Raw genomic sequence first — 15,400 nt, 5'->3', positions numbered from 1 at the left:
TCATGAATAGTTTTTTTAAGACTGATATCTGTGATATATTAGAAATAGAATATCCAATAATTCAGGGAGGAATGGCCTGGGTAGCTACTGGAGAACTGGCAGGGGCTGTTTCTAAGGCAGGTGGTCTTGGAATTATTGGGTCAGGTAATGCTCCAGCCGAGATAGTTGAACAGGAGATTAATAAGGTCAGGGAGATAACTGATAAACCTTTTGGAGTTAATGTTATGTTATTATCTCCATATGTGGAGGAAGTTGTTGATTTAGTTGCAGAAAAAGAAGTTCCTGTTGTCACCACTGGTGCTGGAAATCCTGGGAAATATATTGATAGATTTCTAGCTGGAGGCTGCAAAGTTATCCCTGTTGTTTCATCATCTGCCCTTGCCAGGAGAATGTCCAGAATGGAGATTTCTGCTGTAATAGCCGAGGGAAATGAAGCCGGGGGCCATATAGGTGACCTTACAACAATGACATTAATTCCACAGATTGTTGATTCTGTTGATGTTCCGGTAATTGCTGCTGGAGGAATTGCTGATGGACGTGGTTTACTGGCAGCATTATTTTTAGGAGCCCAGGCTGTTCAGTTAGGCACCAGATTTGTCTGTGCCGAAGAATGTCAGGCTTCTAATGAATATAAAGAAAAAATTATTAATGCTAGAGATAGAGATGCTGTTGTTTCAGCTAGATCTACCGGTCATCCTGTTCGTTCACTTAAAAATACTCTTACAAGAAAGTTAGATAAGCTTGAAGCTGAATCTGCCACAAAAGAAGAAATAGAAAAAGCTGGTGAGGGAGCATTAAGAGAAGCTGTTTGTGAAGGAAGGGTTGACACTGGAAGCGTTATGGCAGGTCAAATTTCTGGATTAATAAAAAATATATTATCTTCTGAAGAGATAATACATAATATTATTAATGAAGCAGAAGATTTGCTTTTAAAAACTTGTAAAGAGATAGGGGAGGAATAGTATGAGTAAGATTGGATTTATTTTTCCAGGGCAGGGTGCCCAGGAAGTAGGCATGGGTCAGGAGTTATATAATAAATATCCTGAAATTGCAGACTATTTTAATCGTGCTGAAGAAATACTGAATTTAGATTTAAAGAGAATTTGCTTTGAAGGTCCTGAATTTGATTTGAATTTAACTGAAAATACTCAACCGGCTTTATTTACAATGAGTGCAGCTATTGATGATTACTTAAAAAAGCAGGGTCTAGTACCAGATATGGTTGCCGGACATAGTCTTGGAGAATATTCAGCACTGACTTCTGCTGGAGCAATTAATTTTGAGGATAACTTAAAATTGGTCAGGCAGAGAGGTCAGGCGATGGAAGAGGCTTTGCCGGCTGGTTTAGGTACAATGGCAGCTATTATTGGACTTGATATTGATACTATTGAAGATATATGTTCTAAAGTTGTAGGGGTTTGTGAGGTTGCAAATATTAATACTCCAAATCAGATAGTTATTTCCGGTGAAAAAGAAGCAGTTGCAACTGCAATGGAGAGATTGAATAATGCAGGTGCAAAAAAGGTTGTTGAGTTATCTGTAAGCGGTCCATTTCATTCAAGTTTAATGGAACCTGCTGTTAATCGATTAAAATCTGTTATTGAAAATGTTGAAATAAAAGATGCATCTATACCAATAGTTGCTAATGCTACAGCTGAGAAAGTTATTGATAGCAATATAATTGAAGAAAATTTAATTGCCCAATTGACCAGCTCAGTTCGCTGGGTAGAATCAATTAATTTAATGATTGATGAAGGTATTGATACTTTTGTAGAGGTTGGTTCTGGCAGAGTTTTAAAAGGTTTGTTAAGAAGAATAGATCGTTCAGTTGATTGTTATTCAACTAGAAATATCAAAGATTTAGAAAAAATTATTGGTGATTTAATATGATAAATTTAAATGGGAAATCAGCTATAATAACTGGTAGCTCAAGAGGGATTGGAGCTGCTACTGCTTTTAAATTGGCTGAATTTGGAGCTAATATAGTAATTAATCATTCTTCAGATAATAGCAAAGATAGAGCTGAAGAAATTGCTGAATCAATTAAGGATAAATTTGATATTGAAGTTATTGTTATTCAAGCAGATGTATCTGAAAAAGAGGAAGCAGAAAAATTAATTAATGAATCTTTGCAGAAATTTGAAACAATTGATATACTTGTTAATAACGCAGGTATTAATAGAGATGGTTTATTAATGAGAATGAAACCAGAGGAATGGCAGCAGGTTATAGATGTTAACCTCACAGGAATATTTAATGTTTGTAATGCTGTAATCAGGCCAATGATGAAAGCTAGAGCTGGAAAGATTATTAATATGAGCTCTATTGTTGGAATTACCGGTAATGCCGGTCAAACTAATTATTCAGCAAGTAAAGCTGGCATTATTGGATTTACAAAATCTCTGGCTCAGGAAGTTGCCAGCAGAGGAATTACAGTTAATGCAGTTGCTCCTGGTTTGATTTCTACAGAAATGACAGATGAGATGCCAGAAAAGGCTTTAAATAAAATGAAAGAAAATATTCCATTAAACCGTTCTGGTGATCCTGAAGAAATTGCAAATACTGTAGCTTTTTTAGCTTCTGATTTATCCAGCTATATAACTGGTGAGGTTATAAAAGTTACAGGAGGATTGGGTATGTAATTTAGTTTTAACATTTATATAATTATTTGAAAGGAGGTGAAATGTTATGGCAGACCTTTTCGAACGTGTTAAAAATTTAATCGTTGAAGAATTAGCTGTTGATCCTGATGAAGTTACTCTGGAAGCATCATTTATTGATGATCTAGGTGCTGATTCACTTGATGTTGTTGAACTAGTTATGGCATTGGAAGAGGAATTTGATCTTGAAATTCCTGATGAAGATGCTGAAAAGATAGAAACAGTTCAGGATGCAATTGATTATCTAGAAGCAAATAATTAAATTATAAATTAATGGTCCCGTTAGTTTATACGGGGCCATTTTCAAAGAAATACTATAAATATTCGTTTAAGATTGACTGGGAGGTACAATTAAATGTCTAATAGAGTTGTTGTAACAGGTGTAGGTGTATTATCTACATTAGGAGATTCAAAAGATGAGTTTTGGTCAAATCTGATTGCCGGGAAATCAGGCATCAGTGAGATTGAAGGAATAAAAAATATTGAAGAATATCCAAGCAGAATTGGTGCTGAGTTAAAAGAATTTAATGCAGAAAAATATATGACTAGAAAAGATAGAAAGAGGATGGCACTTTTTACTCAATATGCAATTTATACTGCAATGGAAGCCCTGGCAGATGCTGATTTAGAGATTGGCGATGAAATTGCTAATGAGACTGGTGTTATTGTTGGTTCTGGTATTGGCGGTCTTGAAGTAATGGAAGAACAGATAAAAAGGCTTCATGACAGAGGTCCAGGTAGAATTAGTCCTTTCTTTATACCAATGATGATCTCTAATATGGGATCTGGTCAGGTTTCTATTTATACTGGAGCTAAAGGTCCAAATAATAATACTGTAACTGCCTGTGCATCTGGTACACATGCAATTGGTGATGCCATGGAAATCATAAAAAGAGGCGATGCAAAAGTAATGATAGCCGGTGGTTCAGAAGCTTCTATAACTCCATCTGCTCTGGCTGGTTTTGGTTCAATGAAAGCTTTATCAACGAGAAACGATGAGCCTGAAAAAGCCAGCAGACCATTTGACAAAGATAGAGATGGCTTTGTAATTGGTGAAGGTAGCGGTATGGTTGTGCTTGAAGATTTGGAGCATGCTAAGGCTAGAGGAGCCAGAATATATGGAGAGGTTCTTGGATATGGCTTTACAGGAGATGCACATCATATTACTCAACCTGCTCCTGAAGGTGAAGGCGCTGCCAGAGCTATGAAGATGGCACTTGATAAAGCTGGAATTGATTATAATGAAATGGGTTATATTAATGCTCATGGCACATCTACTCCATTTAATGATAAATTTGAAACTATGGCTATTAAAGCAGTATTTGGTGAACATGCAGATAATCTACCTATTAGTTCTACTAAATCTATGACCGGTCACTTATTAGGTGCTGCCGGTGGTGTTGAATTGATTGCCTCATTATTATCAGTTTATAATAAAGAAGTTCCACCGACAATAAATTATGAGAACTTAGATGTAGATTGTGATCTAGATTATGTGCCAGGCAAGTCTCGCAAAATAGAAGATTTAAAATATTCTATGAGTAATTCATTCGGATTTGGTGGGCATAATGCCTGTCTGGTTGTTGGAGAGTATACTGAGTAATTAAAACAAATAAGATAGGGTGAGTATAGTAATGGAAGATATTATGCTAAAAGCAGGTATTTATCAACTAGAAGAAAAATTAAAAATTGAATTTAATGATAAATCACTTCTGCTAAAAGCTATAACACATAAATCTTTCCCAAATGAAAACCCTGATCTATCATTAAATAATAATGAGAGGCTTGAGTTCCTGGGAGATTCGGTTCTTGGCCTCTCAATTGCTACAAAAATTTTTGAAGATTATGGTGAGATGCCTGAAGGTGGTCTTGCTAAAATGAGAGCTATTTTAGTAAGTTCAGTAACACTGGCAAGAAAAGCTAGAGATATTGAGCTGAGTGGTCATCTTTTATTAGGTCGTGGTGAAGAAATGACTGGCGGCAGAAAGAGAGATTCAATTCTTGCTGATGCCCTGGAAGCAATTTTTGGAGCAATTTATCTTGATCAGGGTTTTGAAAAAGCAAAGAGATTTATAAATGATTTTTTTGATGAAGATATTGAGCTAGTAAAGACTGGTGAATATAATAAGGATTTCAAGACGGTATTACAGGAATATGTGCAACAAAATTCTGATAAAAGACCAGAGTATAAAATCATTGAAGAGCTTGGTCCTGATCACAATAAGGAGTTTAAAATGGAAGTTCTATTAAATGGTGAGAGATTAGGAAAAGGTAGCGGGTCTACAAAAAAAGGAGCAGAACAAAAAGCTGCAAAGAGTGCTCTGATAAACCTGGGTGAAATTGAAGGAAGAGATGGTGGTTGATTAATGCTTGCTATTAGAGGCGCTACTACAATAAAAGAGGATAATAAAGAATCTGTACAAAATGCTGTTAGAGAGCTAATCAAAGAAATATGGTCCAGTAATACGATAAATGAATCAGAAGTCATAAGTATAACTTTCTCCACAACATCGGATATTAAAAGTTATTACCCAGCTAAAGCTTTTAGAGATTTAGGTTATGACAGGATACCTCTATTTAGTTCTTTAGAACCTGAAATAACTGGAGCTTTAGATCATACAATAAGGCTGTTGATTTATTTAGAAAGGCCAAATAGCAGGGATGTAAAGCATATTTACTTAAATGAAGCTGCTAATTTAAGACCTGATTTGATTGATTAGTTATTGAGAGGATGAGATATATGGCAGAAACAATAGCAATTGATGGCCCCTCAGGGGCCGGGAAATCGACTGTTGCAAAGATTATAGCTACTAAATTAAATTTTAAATATATTGATACAGGTGCCATGTATAGGGCAGTGACCTTTCTTGCATTAGAAAAAGATGTTATAATGGAAGATAACGATATAATAATTAAAATAGCTAGAGATATATCGATTGATTTTTCCACACCTGATAAAGATGGTAATGTTTTGGTTTTTGTTAATTCCAGGGATTTAACTGATGAAATACGATCAGTTGAAGTTGATAATAATGTTTCTAAGGTGGCTTCTATTCCTGAAGTTAGGGAGATTATGTTAGAAAAGCAAAGAGAGCTTGCAGGAAATAATAATGTTGTTATGGATGGACGAGATATAGGTACTAGAGTTCTTCCTGATGCAGATTTAAAAATTTTTTTGACTGCAACACTTGAAGAAAGAGCAAAAAGAAGGTATTATGATTTAGTGGAGAGAGAAATTGATATTGATATGGCTGAGGTTGAGGAAAAAATTAAAATTAGAGATGAAAAAGATTCAAACAGGGAGCATTCCCCTTTAAAAGAAGCCGATGATGCTCATAAGATAATATCTGATGATTTAACTCCTGAAGAAGTAGCAGATAGAATAATATCTCTGCTGGAAGGTGGCGGTTGATTTGGCTGATTTATTTTATAAAGCTGCAAGCGGTATATTTAATTTATATGCTAAATTTATAATGAGGGTTGAAGTTAAGGGCAGAGAAAATATACCTGAATCAGGGCCGCTGGTTGTTATGTCAAATCATATTTCTTATTTAGACCCGCCATTGATTGGATCTATCTTACCTCGGAAGATACATTATATGGCCAAGGCTGAATTATTTGAAAATAAAATTGCTGGTGCTATTTTAAAAAAACTGGGGGCTTTTCCATTAAAAAGAGGTACAGGCGATAGTAGAGCTTTCCGGAAAGCTATCAAAATTTTAAGGAATGATCAGGTTTTAGGTATTTTTCCAGAAGGCACCCGCTATCCAGAAGGTTCGCCAGGTGAACCACACTCTGGCTCTGTAATGCTAGCAATTATGGCTAAATCTCCAATTTTACCAATTGGTATTAAAAATATTAAAAGAAAAGGCACGCCTAGAGTTAATATCGGTGAGCCTTTAATTCTAGATGAATATTTTGGTAAAAAGCTAGACAAAGAAGAACGAGAGAAAGTCGCTAATGAAGTAATGTCTGAAATTATTTCTCTGGTGAATGAATAAATTTAGAAAAATTTCTGTTTATAAGCAGGAATTATACAATGAATAGAGAAAAGTATAAAAGGGCAAGGTTGAGATTTGAAAGGGGGTGAAGGTTCTGGAGATAACAACTGCTGAAGAAGCCGGCTTCTGTTTTGGTGTTAAGAGAGCTATCGATATGGCTATGGAAGCAGTTCAAGATGAAAGTGATATCAAGGTCTACACTCTGGGACCAATAATTCATAATCCACAGGTTGTTGAAAAATTAGAAGAACTTGGAATCAGATCTGTGGAGGATCTCAGTGAAATTGATTCTGGTGTAATAATTATTCGCTCCCACGGAGTTGAGCCAAAGACGATTGAACAAGCTGAAAATAAAGGTTTGACAATCTTAGATGCTACCTGCCCTTATGTCAAAAAGGCACAAAAAAATGCTCAACTTCTAATGGAAGAAGGTTATCAAACTCTTATTTATGGAGATCAGGATCATCCTGAAGTAAAAGGAATTTTAGGAGCTACTGATTATAAAGCCTTAATTGTTGAAGATAAAAATGATCTTGATGAAATTGATCTGCAAAGCAAGGTTGGTATTGTTGCTCAAACGACAAAGTCGCCTGCATCTTTTAAGGAACTGATTGGTTTATTATTAAATAGGGTTAAAGAATTAAAGATTTATAATACTATTTGTAATACAACCCAGGTAAGACAGTCAGGCGCTGAAAATTTAGCTGATGATGTTGAAATAATGTTTGTAATTGGTGGCTTCAATAGTGCCAATACAAATAGATTAGCAGAAATTTGTTCAAATACAGGAACTCCAACATATCACATAGAAACAGCTGAAGATATTGAATGGAGTTGGCTGGAAAATATAAATAAAATAGGTATTACAGCTGGGGCATCGACCCCAGATTGGTTAATAAAGGAGGTCATTCAGGCAATGAGTGAAGAGAAAAAAGACTTAGAAATTGAAGAAAAAGAACAAGAAGAGATTGAAGAATTAGAAAAAAAGGAAGAGAATGATGAGGTGATTGAAACTAAAGAGGAACCAGAGGTTGAGGAAGTTGAAGCTTCTGAAGAAACTGAAACTGATGAAGCTGAACAGTCTGAAACTGATGAGGTTGAAGAAACCGAGGAATCAGAAGAGGAAGAAGTTTTTCAATACAGTGATAATGATATAGCTAACCTTGAAAAAGGTCAGACTGTAGAAGGTACTGTTGTTGAAATAAATGATCAGGGCGTCTATGTTGACGTTAATTATAAAACTGATGGTTTCATTCCTTTAAGGGAATTAAGTAATAGTGATGTTTCTGATCCTCATGATGAAGTATCATTAGATGAAGAAATAAAAGTTGTCATTTTAACTCTTGAAGATGACGAGGGTAACATGATTCTTTCTAAAAAAAGAGCTGACCAGGAAGTAGCCTGGGATGAAATTGAAAAGATTCATGAAAATGATGAAGTTATTGAAGCTGAGGTCAAAAAAGAAGTTAAAGGTGGTCTTGTAGCCGATGTTGGCTTAAGAGGCTTTATCCCTGCTTCACATGTTTCAATCGGTTATGTTGAAGATCTTTCAGACTTTGTTGGTCAAACTTTAAGATTAAAAGTTATTGAAGTTGATAGAAATAATAATAATGTTGTTCTATCTGCCAAGAAAGTTATGGAAGAGGAAAGAGCAGAAGCCAAAGTAGAAACTCTTGAAAACCTTGAAAAAGGCCAGGAGCTAACAGGTACAGTAACTAAGCTTGTTGATTTTGGTGCTTTTGTTGATATTGGAGGGATTGAAGGTCTTCTCCATATTTCTGAAATGTCCTGGGGTAGAATAGATCATCCTTCTTCAGTATTAGAGGAAGGCCAGGAAGTTAAAGTTAAGGTTCTCGAAGTTGACAGAGAAAATGAAAGAATTTCTCTCGGATACAAACAATTACTTCCAGACCCATGGGAAGAGTTTGCCCGCAAACATTATGAAGGTGAAGTTATTGAGGGTAAAGTCACCAAAATTGTTGATTTTGGAGCTTTCATGGAAGTTGAAGAAGGTATTGAAGGTTTAATTCATATTTCCCAACTTTCACATCGTCATGTAAAAACTGCTGATGAAGTGGTTTCTGTTGATGAAGAAAGAGAAGCCAAAATAATTAATATTGATCCTGAACAGAAGCGAGTTGGATTAAGTATTAAAGAGCTTGAAGAACCTGAAGAAAAAGAAAAGACTGTTTCTTCATCCAGCTCAAGTAATGATAGTAAAGGTAGTTCTTCAGATGATAAATCAGATAAATCTGAAGAAGAAATGCCTTCTGGCGCCACAATTGGCGAAAGATTAGGCGACTTAAAATCATTAATGGATGATGATGAGCAGTAATCAACGATTAATTCAGAATGCTAAAGGGATCTGTCTTGACTAAGGCAGGTCCTTTTTATTTTTTATTAATTGTTGCTTCAGCCTATTATATATGGTATTATCAAGTTACGGAGGTTAGATTATGGCTGAAATTGCATATATCAGACCGGATTCACCAGCTGATAAAGCTGGTTTAAAAGCCGGTGATGATATAATAAGTATAAATAGTGAGGAATTAAGGGATTATATCGATTATTTGTTTTTATCCCTTAATGAAGAATTAAGAATAAAATATATCGATTCTGATGATGATAAAATTAAAAATGTGTGTTTAACTTTAGAAAATGAAGATTCTGGTATAGGATTTTCTGAGATTGTTTTTGATGGCTTAAAAAATTGCAAAAATAAATGTATATTTTGTTTTGTTGATCAACAGCCTTCAGGGAGCAGAGAAACTCTGGTTAAAAAAGATGATGATTATCGTTTTTCTTTTTTACAGGGAAGTTTTATTACTTTAACTAATCTAAAAGATTATGAATTTGAGAGGATAAAAAGAGAAAAGTTATCGCCACTTTATGTTTCCGTTCATGCAACCAATCCTGAACTTAGAGAAGAATTAATGTGTAATCCCAGGGCAGGAAGAATTATGGAAGATTTAAGAGAGCTTTCAGAAGCCGGGATACATTTTCATCTTCAATTAGTTTTAATTCCAGGGATAAATGATGGTAAAGAATTAGAGAGAAGTTTAAAAGACCTGACAGGCCTTGCTGAAAATGTTGAATCTATAGGAATTGTTCCAGTTGGATTAACTGGTCATAGAGATAATTTACCTGATTTAAATTCATATGATAAGGAGTCTGCTGAAGAGGTAATTAATATTACTGGTAAGTGGCAAAAAAAATTAATTGAGCAAGAGGGATATAATTATATTTACTTATCTGATGAATTTTATTTAATATCTGATAAAAATATACCTGAAAAAGATCATTATAATGAATTTCCACAGTTAGAAAATGGAATTGGTATGACCAGATTAGAGCTTGATAATTATAAAGAAATTAAAGATATATATGATAATAGAGATCTGGAAATTAATGAGGAGATTACAATTATAACATCTGAGTTAGGATGGCTTGCTTTAAAAAGTTTTTGGAAGGAAATTAACAGCTTATCAGAAAATATTAAGGTAGAGGTTATTAAAAATAAATATTTAGGTGGCGGAGTTACAGTAACTGGTTTACTTGCCGCTGAGGATATATTCTATGGCTTATCAGATGATGGAAATTCCGGGATTTTGATCTTACCAGATATAATTTTCAATGACAATGGTTTAACTTTAGATGATTATGGTATAAAAGATTTTAAAAATACATTAGATTATGATAGAATATGTAAGGCTAGTGAGATAAAAGAAATTTTGGAGGTGATTTTTGATGGGACGACCGATTGTTGCAATAGTGGGTAGAGCTAATGTTGGTAAATCAACATTATTTAATAGATTTATTGGAAGAAGACAGGCCATTGTTGAAGGAACACCAAATTTGACCCGAGATAGGATTTATGGAAATAGTTCCTGGCAGGGAAGAGATTTTGTTGTTGTTGATACTGGAGGAATTGAACCTGGTTCAGACAAGGGAATTAAATCTAAGGTTTTATTTCAAGCAAAGCAGGCAATATCTGAATCTGATCTGATTTTATTTGTGGTTGATGATCGCACTGGAATGACTCCACAGGATGAAGAAATTGCAGAGTTGCTGAGAAGATCAAAAAAAGAGGTAATTGTTGTTGTTAATAAAGTTGATCAATTTGTTAAAGGAGAAGAACCCTGGGAATTTTTCTCATTAGGTTTTGAAGATGTTTTACCAATTTCTGCTGAGCATGGAAAAAATGTTGGTGATCTTTATGAGAAGATTGTTGAAAAATTACCTGAAGAGATAGAAGAGGAAAAAGATGAAGATGATATTTTAGATGTGGCTATTGTCGGTAAACCTAATGTTGGAAAATCTTCTTTTGTTAATTATTTAATGGGAAGTGAAAGGGTGTTAGTTAGCCCGCAACCAGGAACAACAAGGGATGCCGTTGATACTTTATTTGAGTTTAAAGATAGAAAATTTAATTTAATAGACACAGCCGGTTTAAGAAGGAAATCAAAGGTTGATTGGTCTGTTGAATATTACAGTAATTTAAGAGCTATAAATGCTATTGAAAGAGCAGACGTGGTTTTAATGATGATTGACGCTAATGAAGGAGTTACTGACCAGGATAAAAAGATTGTTGGTTATGTTCATGATGCAGGTAAGCCTGTTGTTTTAGCAGTGAATAAGTGGGATATGATAGAAAAAGATACTTATACCAGTCAGGAATATAGAGATGAAATTTATTATCAGCTTAAATTTTTAAATTATGCTCCTGTTTCTTTTATATCTGCGAAAACAGGGCAGAGAGTTGAAGAAGTATTAAATTTAATGGAATATGTATTTGACCAGGCATCTATGAGAGTTAAAACTGGATTATTAAATGAAGTTATACAGGAGGCTGTAGAATTAAGGCAACCACCTGCTTATAAAGGTAAGAGGCTTAAGATTTATTATGCAACACAGACTTCTGTGAGGCCCCCAACATTTATTGTTTTTGTTAATGATCCTGAATTAGTTCATTTTGCTTACCAGAGATATCTTGATAATAGTCTTAGAGAAAACTTTGGGTTTATTGGAACTTCACTTGATATAAAATTTAGGAAAAGAAATTAAGATGGAGTGATTTGATGGCATTCTTTGTTCTTATTTTAGTTGCTTATTTAATTGGTTCGATTCCAACTGGATATTTATTTACAAAAGCAATTTTAAATGTTGATATCAGGGATTATGGAAGTGGAAATGTTGGAGCTACAAATGTTGCCAGAAAGTTAGGGTTCAAAATGGGAGCGGCAGTAGCATTGATTGATATTTTCAAAGGGTTTCTCCCGGTAATGATTGGAAGAAATATCCTTTATGATAGTCCTGAATATCTTATTTTCATAATTGGATTTTTTGCTATAATAGGGCATGATTGGTCAGTGTTTCTTAAGTTTGATGGTGGAAAAGGCGTGGCAACTACATTTGGTGTTATTTTAGGATTGAATTTTATTAGTTTTTTAATTCTAGCTATAATCTGGTTGAGTATTGCCTTTACCATTAAGATAGTTTCACTGGCTTCAATTATTGGAATTGGGTCTTTACCTATTTCTATCTGGTTTTTAACTGGTTCTGGAATCGAAACATTTATGGCATTTTTATTGTTTTTATTTGTTTTATATACTCATAGAGAAAATATAAAAAGGTTGCTTAAAGGAGAAGAAAAACCAATAAGTTTAGGTTCCAGCAAAGAAAAATAATTTGAGGTGTTATTATGACTAAAAAGATTGCAGTAATAGGTGGAGGCAGCTGGGGAACTGCTATTGCTGAAAATTTAACAAAGAATAATTTTAACGTTTATTTATATGCCAAGAGAGCTGAGCAGGTAAATGAAATGATTAAGACAGGCAGGAATAAGGATTACTTCCCTGATTATAAATTATCTGATTTTATTATTCCAACTAATGATCTTAAAGAGGCTGTATCTAATAAGGATATAGTTTTTATTTCAGTCCCGACTTCAGCCACCAGGGAAGTTTCTAGAAAAGTAAAAAAATATATTAGTAAGGATGCCATTGTTGTATCTACTGCCAAAGGTATAGATGAGGATAGTTTTTTAACAAATAGTGAGATAATATCTGAAGAACTGGCCAATACTATTACAGTTTTATCAGGGCCAACCCATGCTGAAGAAGTAATTCTTGATAAACCAACAGCAGCAGTTGTGGCATCTAAAGATATGGAGTCTGCAAAAGTAGTTCAAAAAGCTATGAGTAATATTAGATTTAGAGCCTATACTAACCCGGATATAGTCGGGGTTGAATTAGGTGGTGCAATTAAGAATATTATTGCTCTGGCATCAGGTATAGTCGCTGGACTTGGTTATGGAGATAATTCTATTGCTGCCTTAATAACCAGAGGGCTAACAGAAATAAGCAGATTTGGAGTTGAACTAGGAGCCAATAAGGCAACTTTTTCTGGTTTATCTGGATTAGGAGACCTGGTTGTTACCTGCACCAGTGAACACAGCAGGAATAGGAGTTTTGGTTATAAAATTGGTCAGGGTTTAAGTATTGATGAGGCCGAAAGAGAAGTTGGCCAGGTTGTAGAGGGAATAAAAACTACAAGATCTGTTATTTTAGCCAAAAAAGGTGGAAAAGTTAAGACAGAAATGCCTATAACAGAAGAAATTTATGAGGTTTTATTTGAGGATAAAGATCCTTTAAAAGCTGTTGATGACCTTATGAATAGGGAAATTAAGACTGAAATCAGCTAATTTATTAAAATATTAGTGATTTAAATGAATTTTTTTCTGATTTAAGCAGGAGTTTTATGATATATCAAGAATAAGAGTAAGTAAGTAATAATTTTATGAGGAGGTGAGACAATGACTAAGACTGAATTAATTGATTTGGTTGCTGAAAAGACTGGGCACACTAAAAAAGATTGTAATGAGATTGTTAATACTACCTTTGATTCAATCATGGATTATTTAACAGAAGAAGCAGAAAAAGACCAGGAAACTAGAGATAATGTACAGATTATTGGTTTTGGAAGCTTTGAAGTTAAAGATCGCAAAGCAAGACAGGGCAGGAATCCTCAGAACCCTGAAGAAACCATTAAAATTCCTGCAAGAAAGGTACCTACTTTTAGAGCAGGTAAAACTTTCAAAGAGTCAGTTAAAGATCAATAATACCGCATTTATATCTAGCAATAAATTTAGCAATACATATTGCTAATAAACTATATTATATTGATTAAAGAGGGGCAATTGCCCCTCTTTAATTATTTATCACCTTTAATTTTAGAAAGACCAGATATCTTTTTGATTCTTTTTATATATTCATCCATACTGAATTTTCGTTTTAAGCCATTTTGATTCATGTATCTAGTTTTACCAAATACAGACCTTTCCTGCCAGGCTCTATCATGTTTTCCAAAACACCAGGCTACACCGGCATAAGAATTAGGGTCTCTACCATCAAGGCTATATTTATTATTTAAATAAAGAGCAAGATTAAAGGCTGATTCAGGGTCAGGTGACCATTCAAGTATTTTTTTGCCCCAGTACATTCTCATATAATTATGGATTTTACCGGTATATATATGTTCCAGTTGAGCAGCATTCCAGTAATAATCATGGGTTTTAGCATTTTCAAAATCTGATTTGGAATATATATAATCTCTTGGGTCATCAGCATGAATTTCTAAAGACTTTTTTGCCCAATCAGGGAGTGCTCCTGGATAGCTATCATACAACTTATTATAATAGACAAAATTAAAACTTAATTCTCTTCTGACTATTAGCTGTTCTAAGAAATCTTCAGGATTAATAGCAGGATTTAATTCAGCCTCATCTTTTACTAATAAAGCTATTTCTCTAGGAGAAATTTGTCCAAAATGAAGATAAGGACTTAGATTTGATTGAATATTTAAATCTGGATCGTTACTATTTTCCTGATAATCTTTAAGGTTATTATCAATAAAACTTTTTAATTTAAGCTTAGCCTGAGAATAACCTCCAGTAAAACTGCTGATTTCAGGTAGATCATTATTTAGTTTTAATGAAGATAAAAAAGCATCTTTATCTGTGAAATTTTCAGGCTCAATATGATCTAGATTGCATTTGTTATTTAACTCAGGTAGATTCCAGATAAATAATTCTTCATCCACATATTTATTAATCTTATTTCGGATTGTATAAGCGGCGTATTCTTCTTTATTAGAAACTTTTTGGATAGGGACTACTGTGTTAGTTGCAATTTCAACTAACGGCACATTAATTTTTTCATTTAGTGAATTTCTCCAGTTTCGTTGAGGTTTTAAATAACCCTTATCTACAAATGTAATTGCTGACCTATCAGCCCACTTTTTAATATTTGTAACAATGTCTCCTTTGGTTACTATAAATCTAATACCTGGTTCTTTTAGATTTTCATAAATTTCTTTTATGCCATCATACATAAATGAATAATGACGATAATTAGCTTCAGGATAATCTGAAACAAAATTAAAGATAATATATAATTTTTTATTTAACTGATTGGCTACTTTAGCAGAGACTGAAAGTGCTCTATTATCTGATAATCTCTGGCTACCCTGCATCCAGTATAAAACATAATCATTTTTTTTATTTATTTCTCGATTACTTAAAATACTATAATAATCTTTATCCAAATTGATTTTATTAATAATATTTTCTGATTTCATAAGAATTCCTCCTATTTAGGCTTGAAAAATATTTTAAATACGATATGATTATATCAGGAATTAATAGATTTTCCAATTTGAAGATTATTTAATAAAATAGGA

General features: G+C 33.8%; 16 protein-coding genes. 15 read left to right on the top strand and 1 reads right to left on the bottom strand.

Features of this window, described 5'->3' with window-relative positions; all coding sequences use genetic code 11:
* Positions 1-2 precede the first annotated feature (2 nt).
* From fabK to I0Q91_RS06765, 15 genes are all read left to right on the top strand, one after another.
* Positions 3-962, top strand: coding sequence for an enoyl-[acyl-carrier-protein] reductase FabK (fabK, locus tag I0Q91_RS06835; protein WP_270453686.1), 960 nt, complete (start codon positions 3-5; stop codon positions 960-962).
* A 1-nt stretch (position 963) separates the two neighbouring features.
* A complete protein-coding gene (gene fabD, locus I0Q91_RS06830) occupies positions 964-1,890 on the top strand; it encodes an ACP S-malonyltransferase (protein WP_270453685.1) in 927 nt (308 codons plus the stop codon).
* Positions 1,887-2,642 carry a 3-oxoacyl-[acyl-carrier-protein] reductase gene (gene fabG / locus I0Q91_RS06825; protein ID WP_270453684.1) on the top strand — a complete coding sequence of 252 codons (756 nt, stop codon included), beginning with the start codon at positions 1,887-1,889 and terminating at the stop codon, positions 2,640-2,642. Before fabD ends, fabG begins: the two co-directional genes overlap by 4 nt.
* 46 nt (positions 2,643-2,688) lie before the next feature.
* Complete coding sequence (gene acpP / locus I0Q91_RS06820) at positions 2,689-2,922, top strand: acyl carrier protein (RefSeq protein ID WP_270453683.1); 234 nt, start codon at positions 2,689-2,691, stop codon at positions 2,920-2,922.
* 93 nt (positions 2,923-3,015) lie between these two features.
* Complete coding sequence (fabF, locus tag I0Q91_RS06815; protein WP_270453682.1) at positions 3,016-4,263, top strand: beta-ketoacyl-ACP synthase II; 1,248 nt, start codon at positions 3,016-3,018, stop codon at positions 4,261-4,263.
* 31 nt (positions 4,264-4,294) lie between these two features.
* The gene (gene rnc, locus I0Q91_RS06810; protein ID WP_270453681.1) at positions 4,295-5,023 is read left to right on the top strand and encodes a ribonuclease III; all 729 of its coding nucleotides are present in this window, start codon (positions 4,295-4,297) and stop codon (positions 5,021-5,023) included.
* Positions 5,024-5,026: 3 nt separating this feature from the next.
* Positions 5,027-5,380, top strand: coding sequence for a chorismate mutase (gene aroH / locus I0Q91_RS06805; RefSeq protein WP_270453680.1), 354 nt, complete (start codon positions 5,027-5,029; stop codon positions 5,378-5,380).
* A gap of 20 nt (positions 5,381-5,400) precedes the next feature.
* Positions 5,401-6,072 carry a (d)CMP kinase gene (gene cmk, locus I0Q91_RS06800; protein ID WP_270453679.1) on the top strand — a complete coding sequence of 224 codons (672 nt, stop codon included), beginning with the start codon at positions 5,401-5,403 and terminating at the stop codon, positions 6,070-6,072.
* 1 nt (position 6,073) lies between these two features.
* Positions 6,074-6,661, top strand: coding sequence for a lysophospholipid acyltransferase family protein (locus tag I0Q91_RS06795; RefSeq protein ID WP_270453678.1), 588 nt, complete (start codon positions 6,074-6,076; stop codon positions 6,659-6,661).
* A gap of 85 nt (positions 6,662-6,746) precedes the next feature.
* Entirely contained in the window at positions 6,747-8,996 is a 2,250-nt protein-coding gene (locus tag I0Q91_RS06790; RefSeq protein WP_270453676.1) for a bifunctional 4-hydroxy-3-methylbut-2-enyl diphosphate reductase/30S ribosomal protein S1, read from the top strand.
* 121 nt (positions 8,997-9,117) lie between these two features.
* On the top strand, positions 9,118-10,440 hold the full coding sequence (locus I0Q91_RS06785) for a DUF512 domain-containing protein (RefSeq protein WP_270453675.1): 1,323 nt from the start codon (positions 9,118-9,120) through the stop codon (positions 10,438-10,440).
* Positions 10,409-11,725 carry a ribosome biogenesis GTPase Der gene (gene der / locus I0Q91_RS06780; RefSeq protein WP_270453674.1) on the top strand — a complete coding sequence of 439 codons (1,317 nt, stop codon included), beginning with the start codon at positions 10,409-10,411 and terminating at the stop codon, positions 11,723-11,725. Before I0Q91_RS06785 ends, der begins: the two co-directional genes overlap by 32 nt.
* A gap of 14 nt (positions 11,726-11,739) precedes the next feature.
* Positions 11,740-12,348, top strand: a complete 609-nt coding sequence (gene plsY / locus I0Q91_RS06775; RefSeq protein WP_270453673.1) for a glycerol-3-phosphate 1-O-acyltransferase PlsY — start codon at positions 11,740-11,742, stop codon at positions 12,346-12,348.
* A 14-nt stretch (positions 12,349-12,362) separates the two neighbouring features.
* Positions 12,363-13,364: an NAD(P)H-dependent glycerol-3-phosphate dehydrogenase gene (locus tag I0Q91_RS06770; RefSeq protein WP_270453672.1), complete on the top strand. Its 1,002-nt coding sequence runs from the start codon at positions 12,363-12,365 to the stop codon at positions 13,362-13,364.
* 111 nt (positions 13,365-13,475) lie between these two features.
* Positions 13,476-13,781, top strand: coding sequence for an HU family DNA-binding protein (locus I0Q91_RS06765; RefSeq protein WP_270453671.1), 306 nt, complete (start codon positions 13,476-13,478; stop codon positions 13,779-13,781).
* A gap of 92 nt (positions 13,782-13,873) precedes the next feature.
* Here the strand turns inward: I0Q91_RS06765 and I0Q91_RS06760 are convergent, their stop codons facing one another.
* Positions 13,874-15,298: a deoxyribodipyrimidine photo-lyase gene (locus I0Q91_RS06760; RefSeq protein WP_270453670.1), complete on the bottom strand. Its 1,425-nt coding sequence runs from the start codon at positions 15,296-15,298 to the stop codon at positions 13,874-13,876.
* Between the last annotated feature and the right edge of the window lie 102 nt (positions 15,299-15,400).

The sequence above is a fragment of the Halonatronomonas betaini genome (genome assembly GCF_015666175.1).
GTDB classification, from domain to species: Bacteria; Bacillota; Halanaerobiia; order Halanaerobiales; family Halarsenatibacteraceae; genus Halonatronomonas; species Halonatronomonas betaini.
This window is presented reverse-complemented; position numbering and strand designations above follow the sequence as displayed.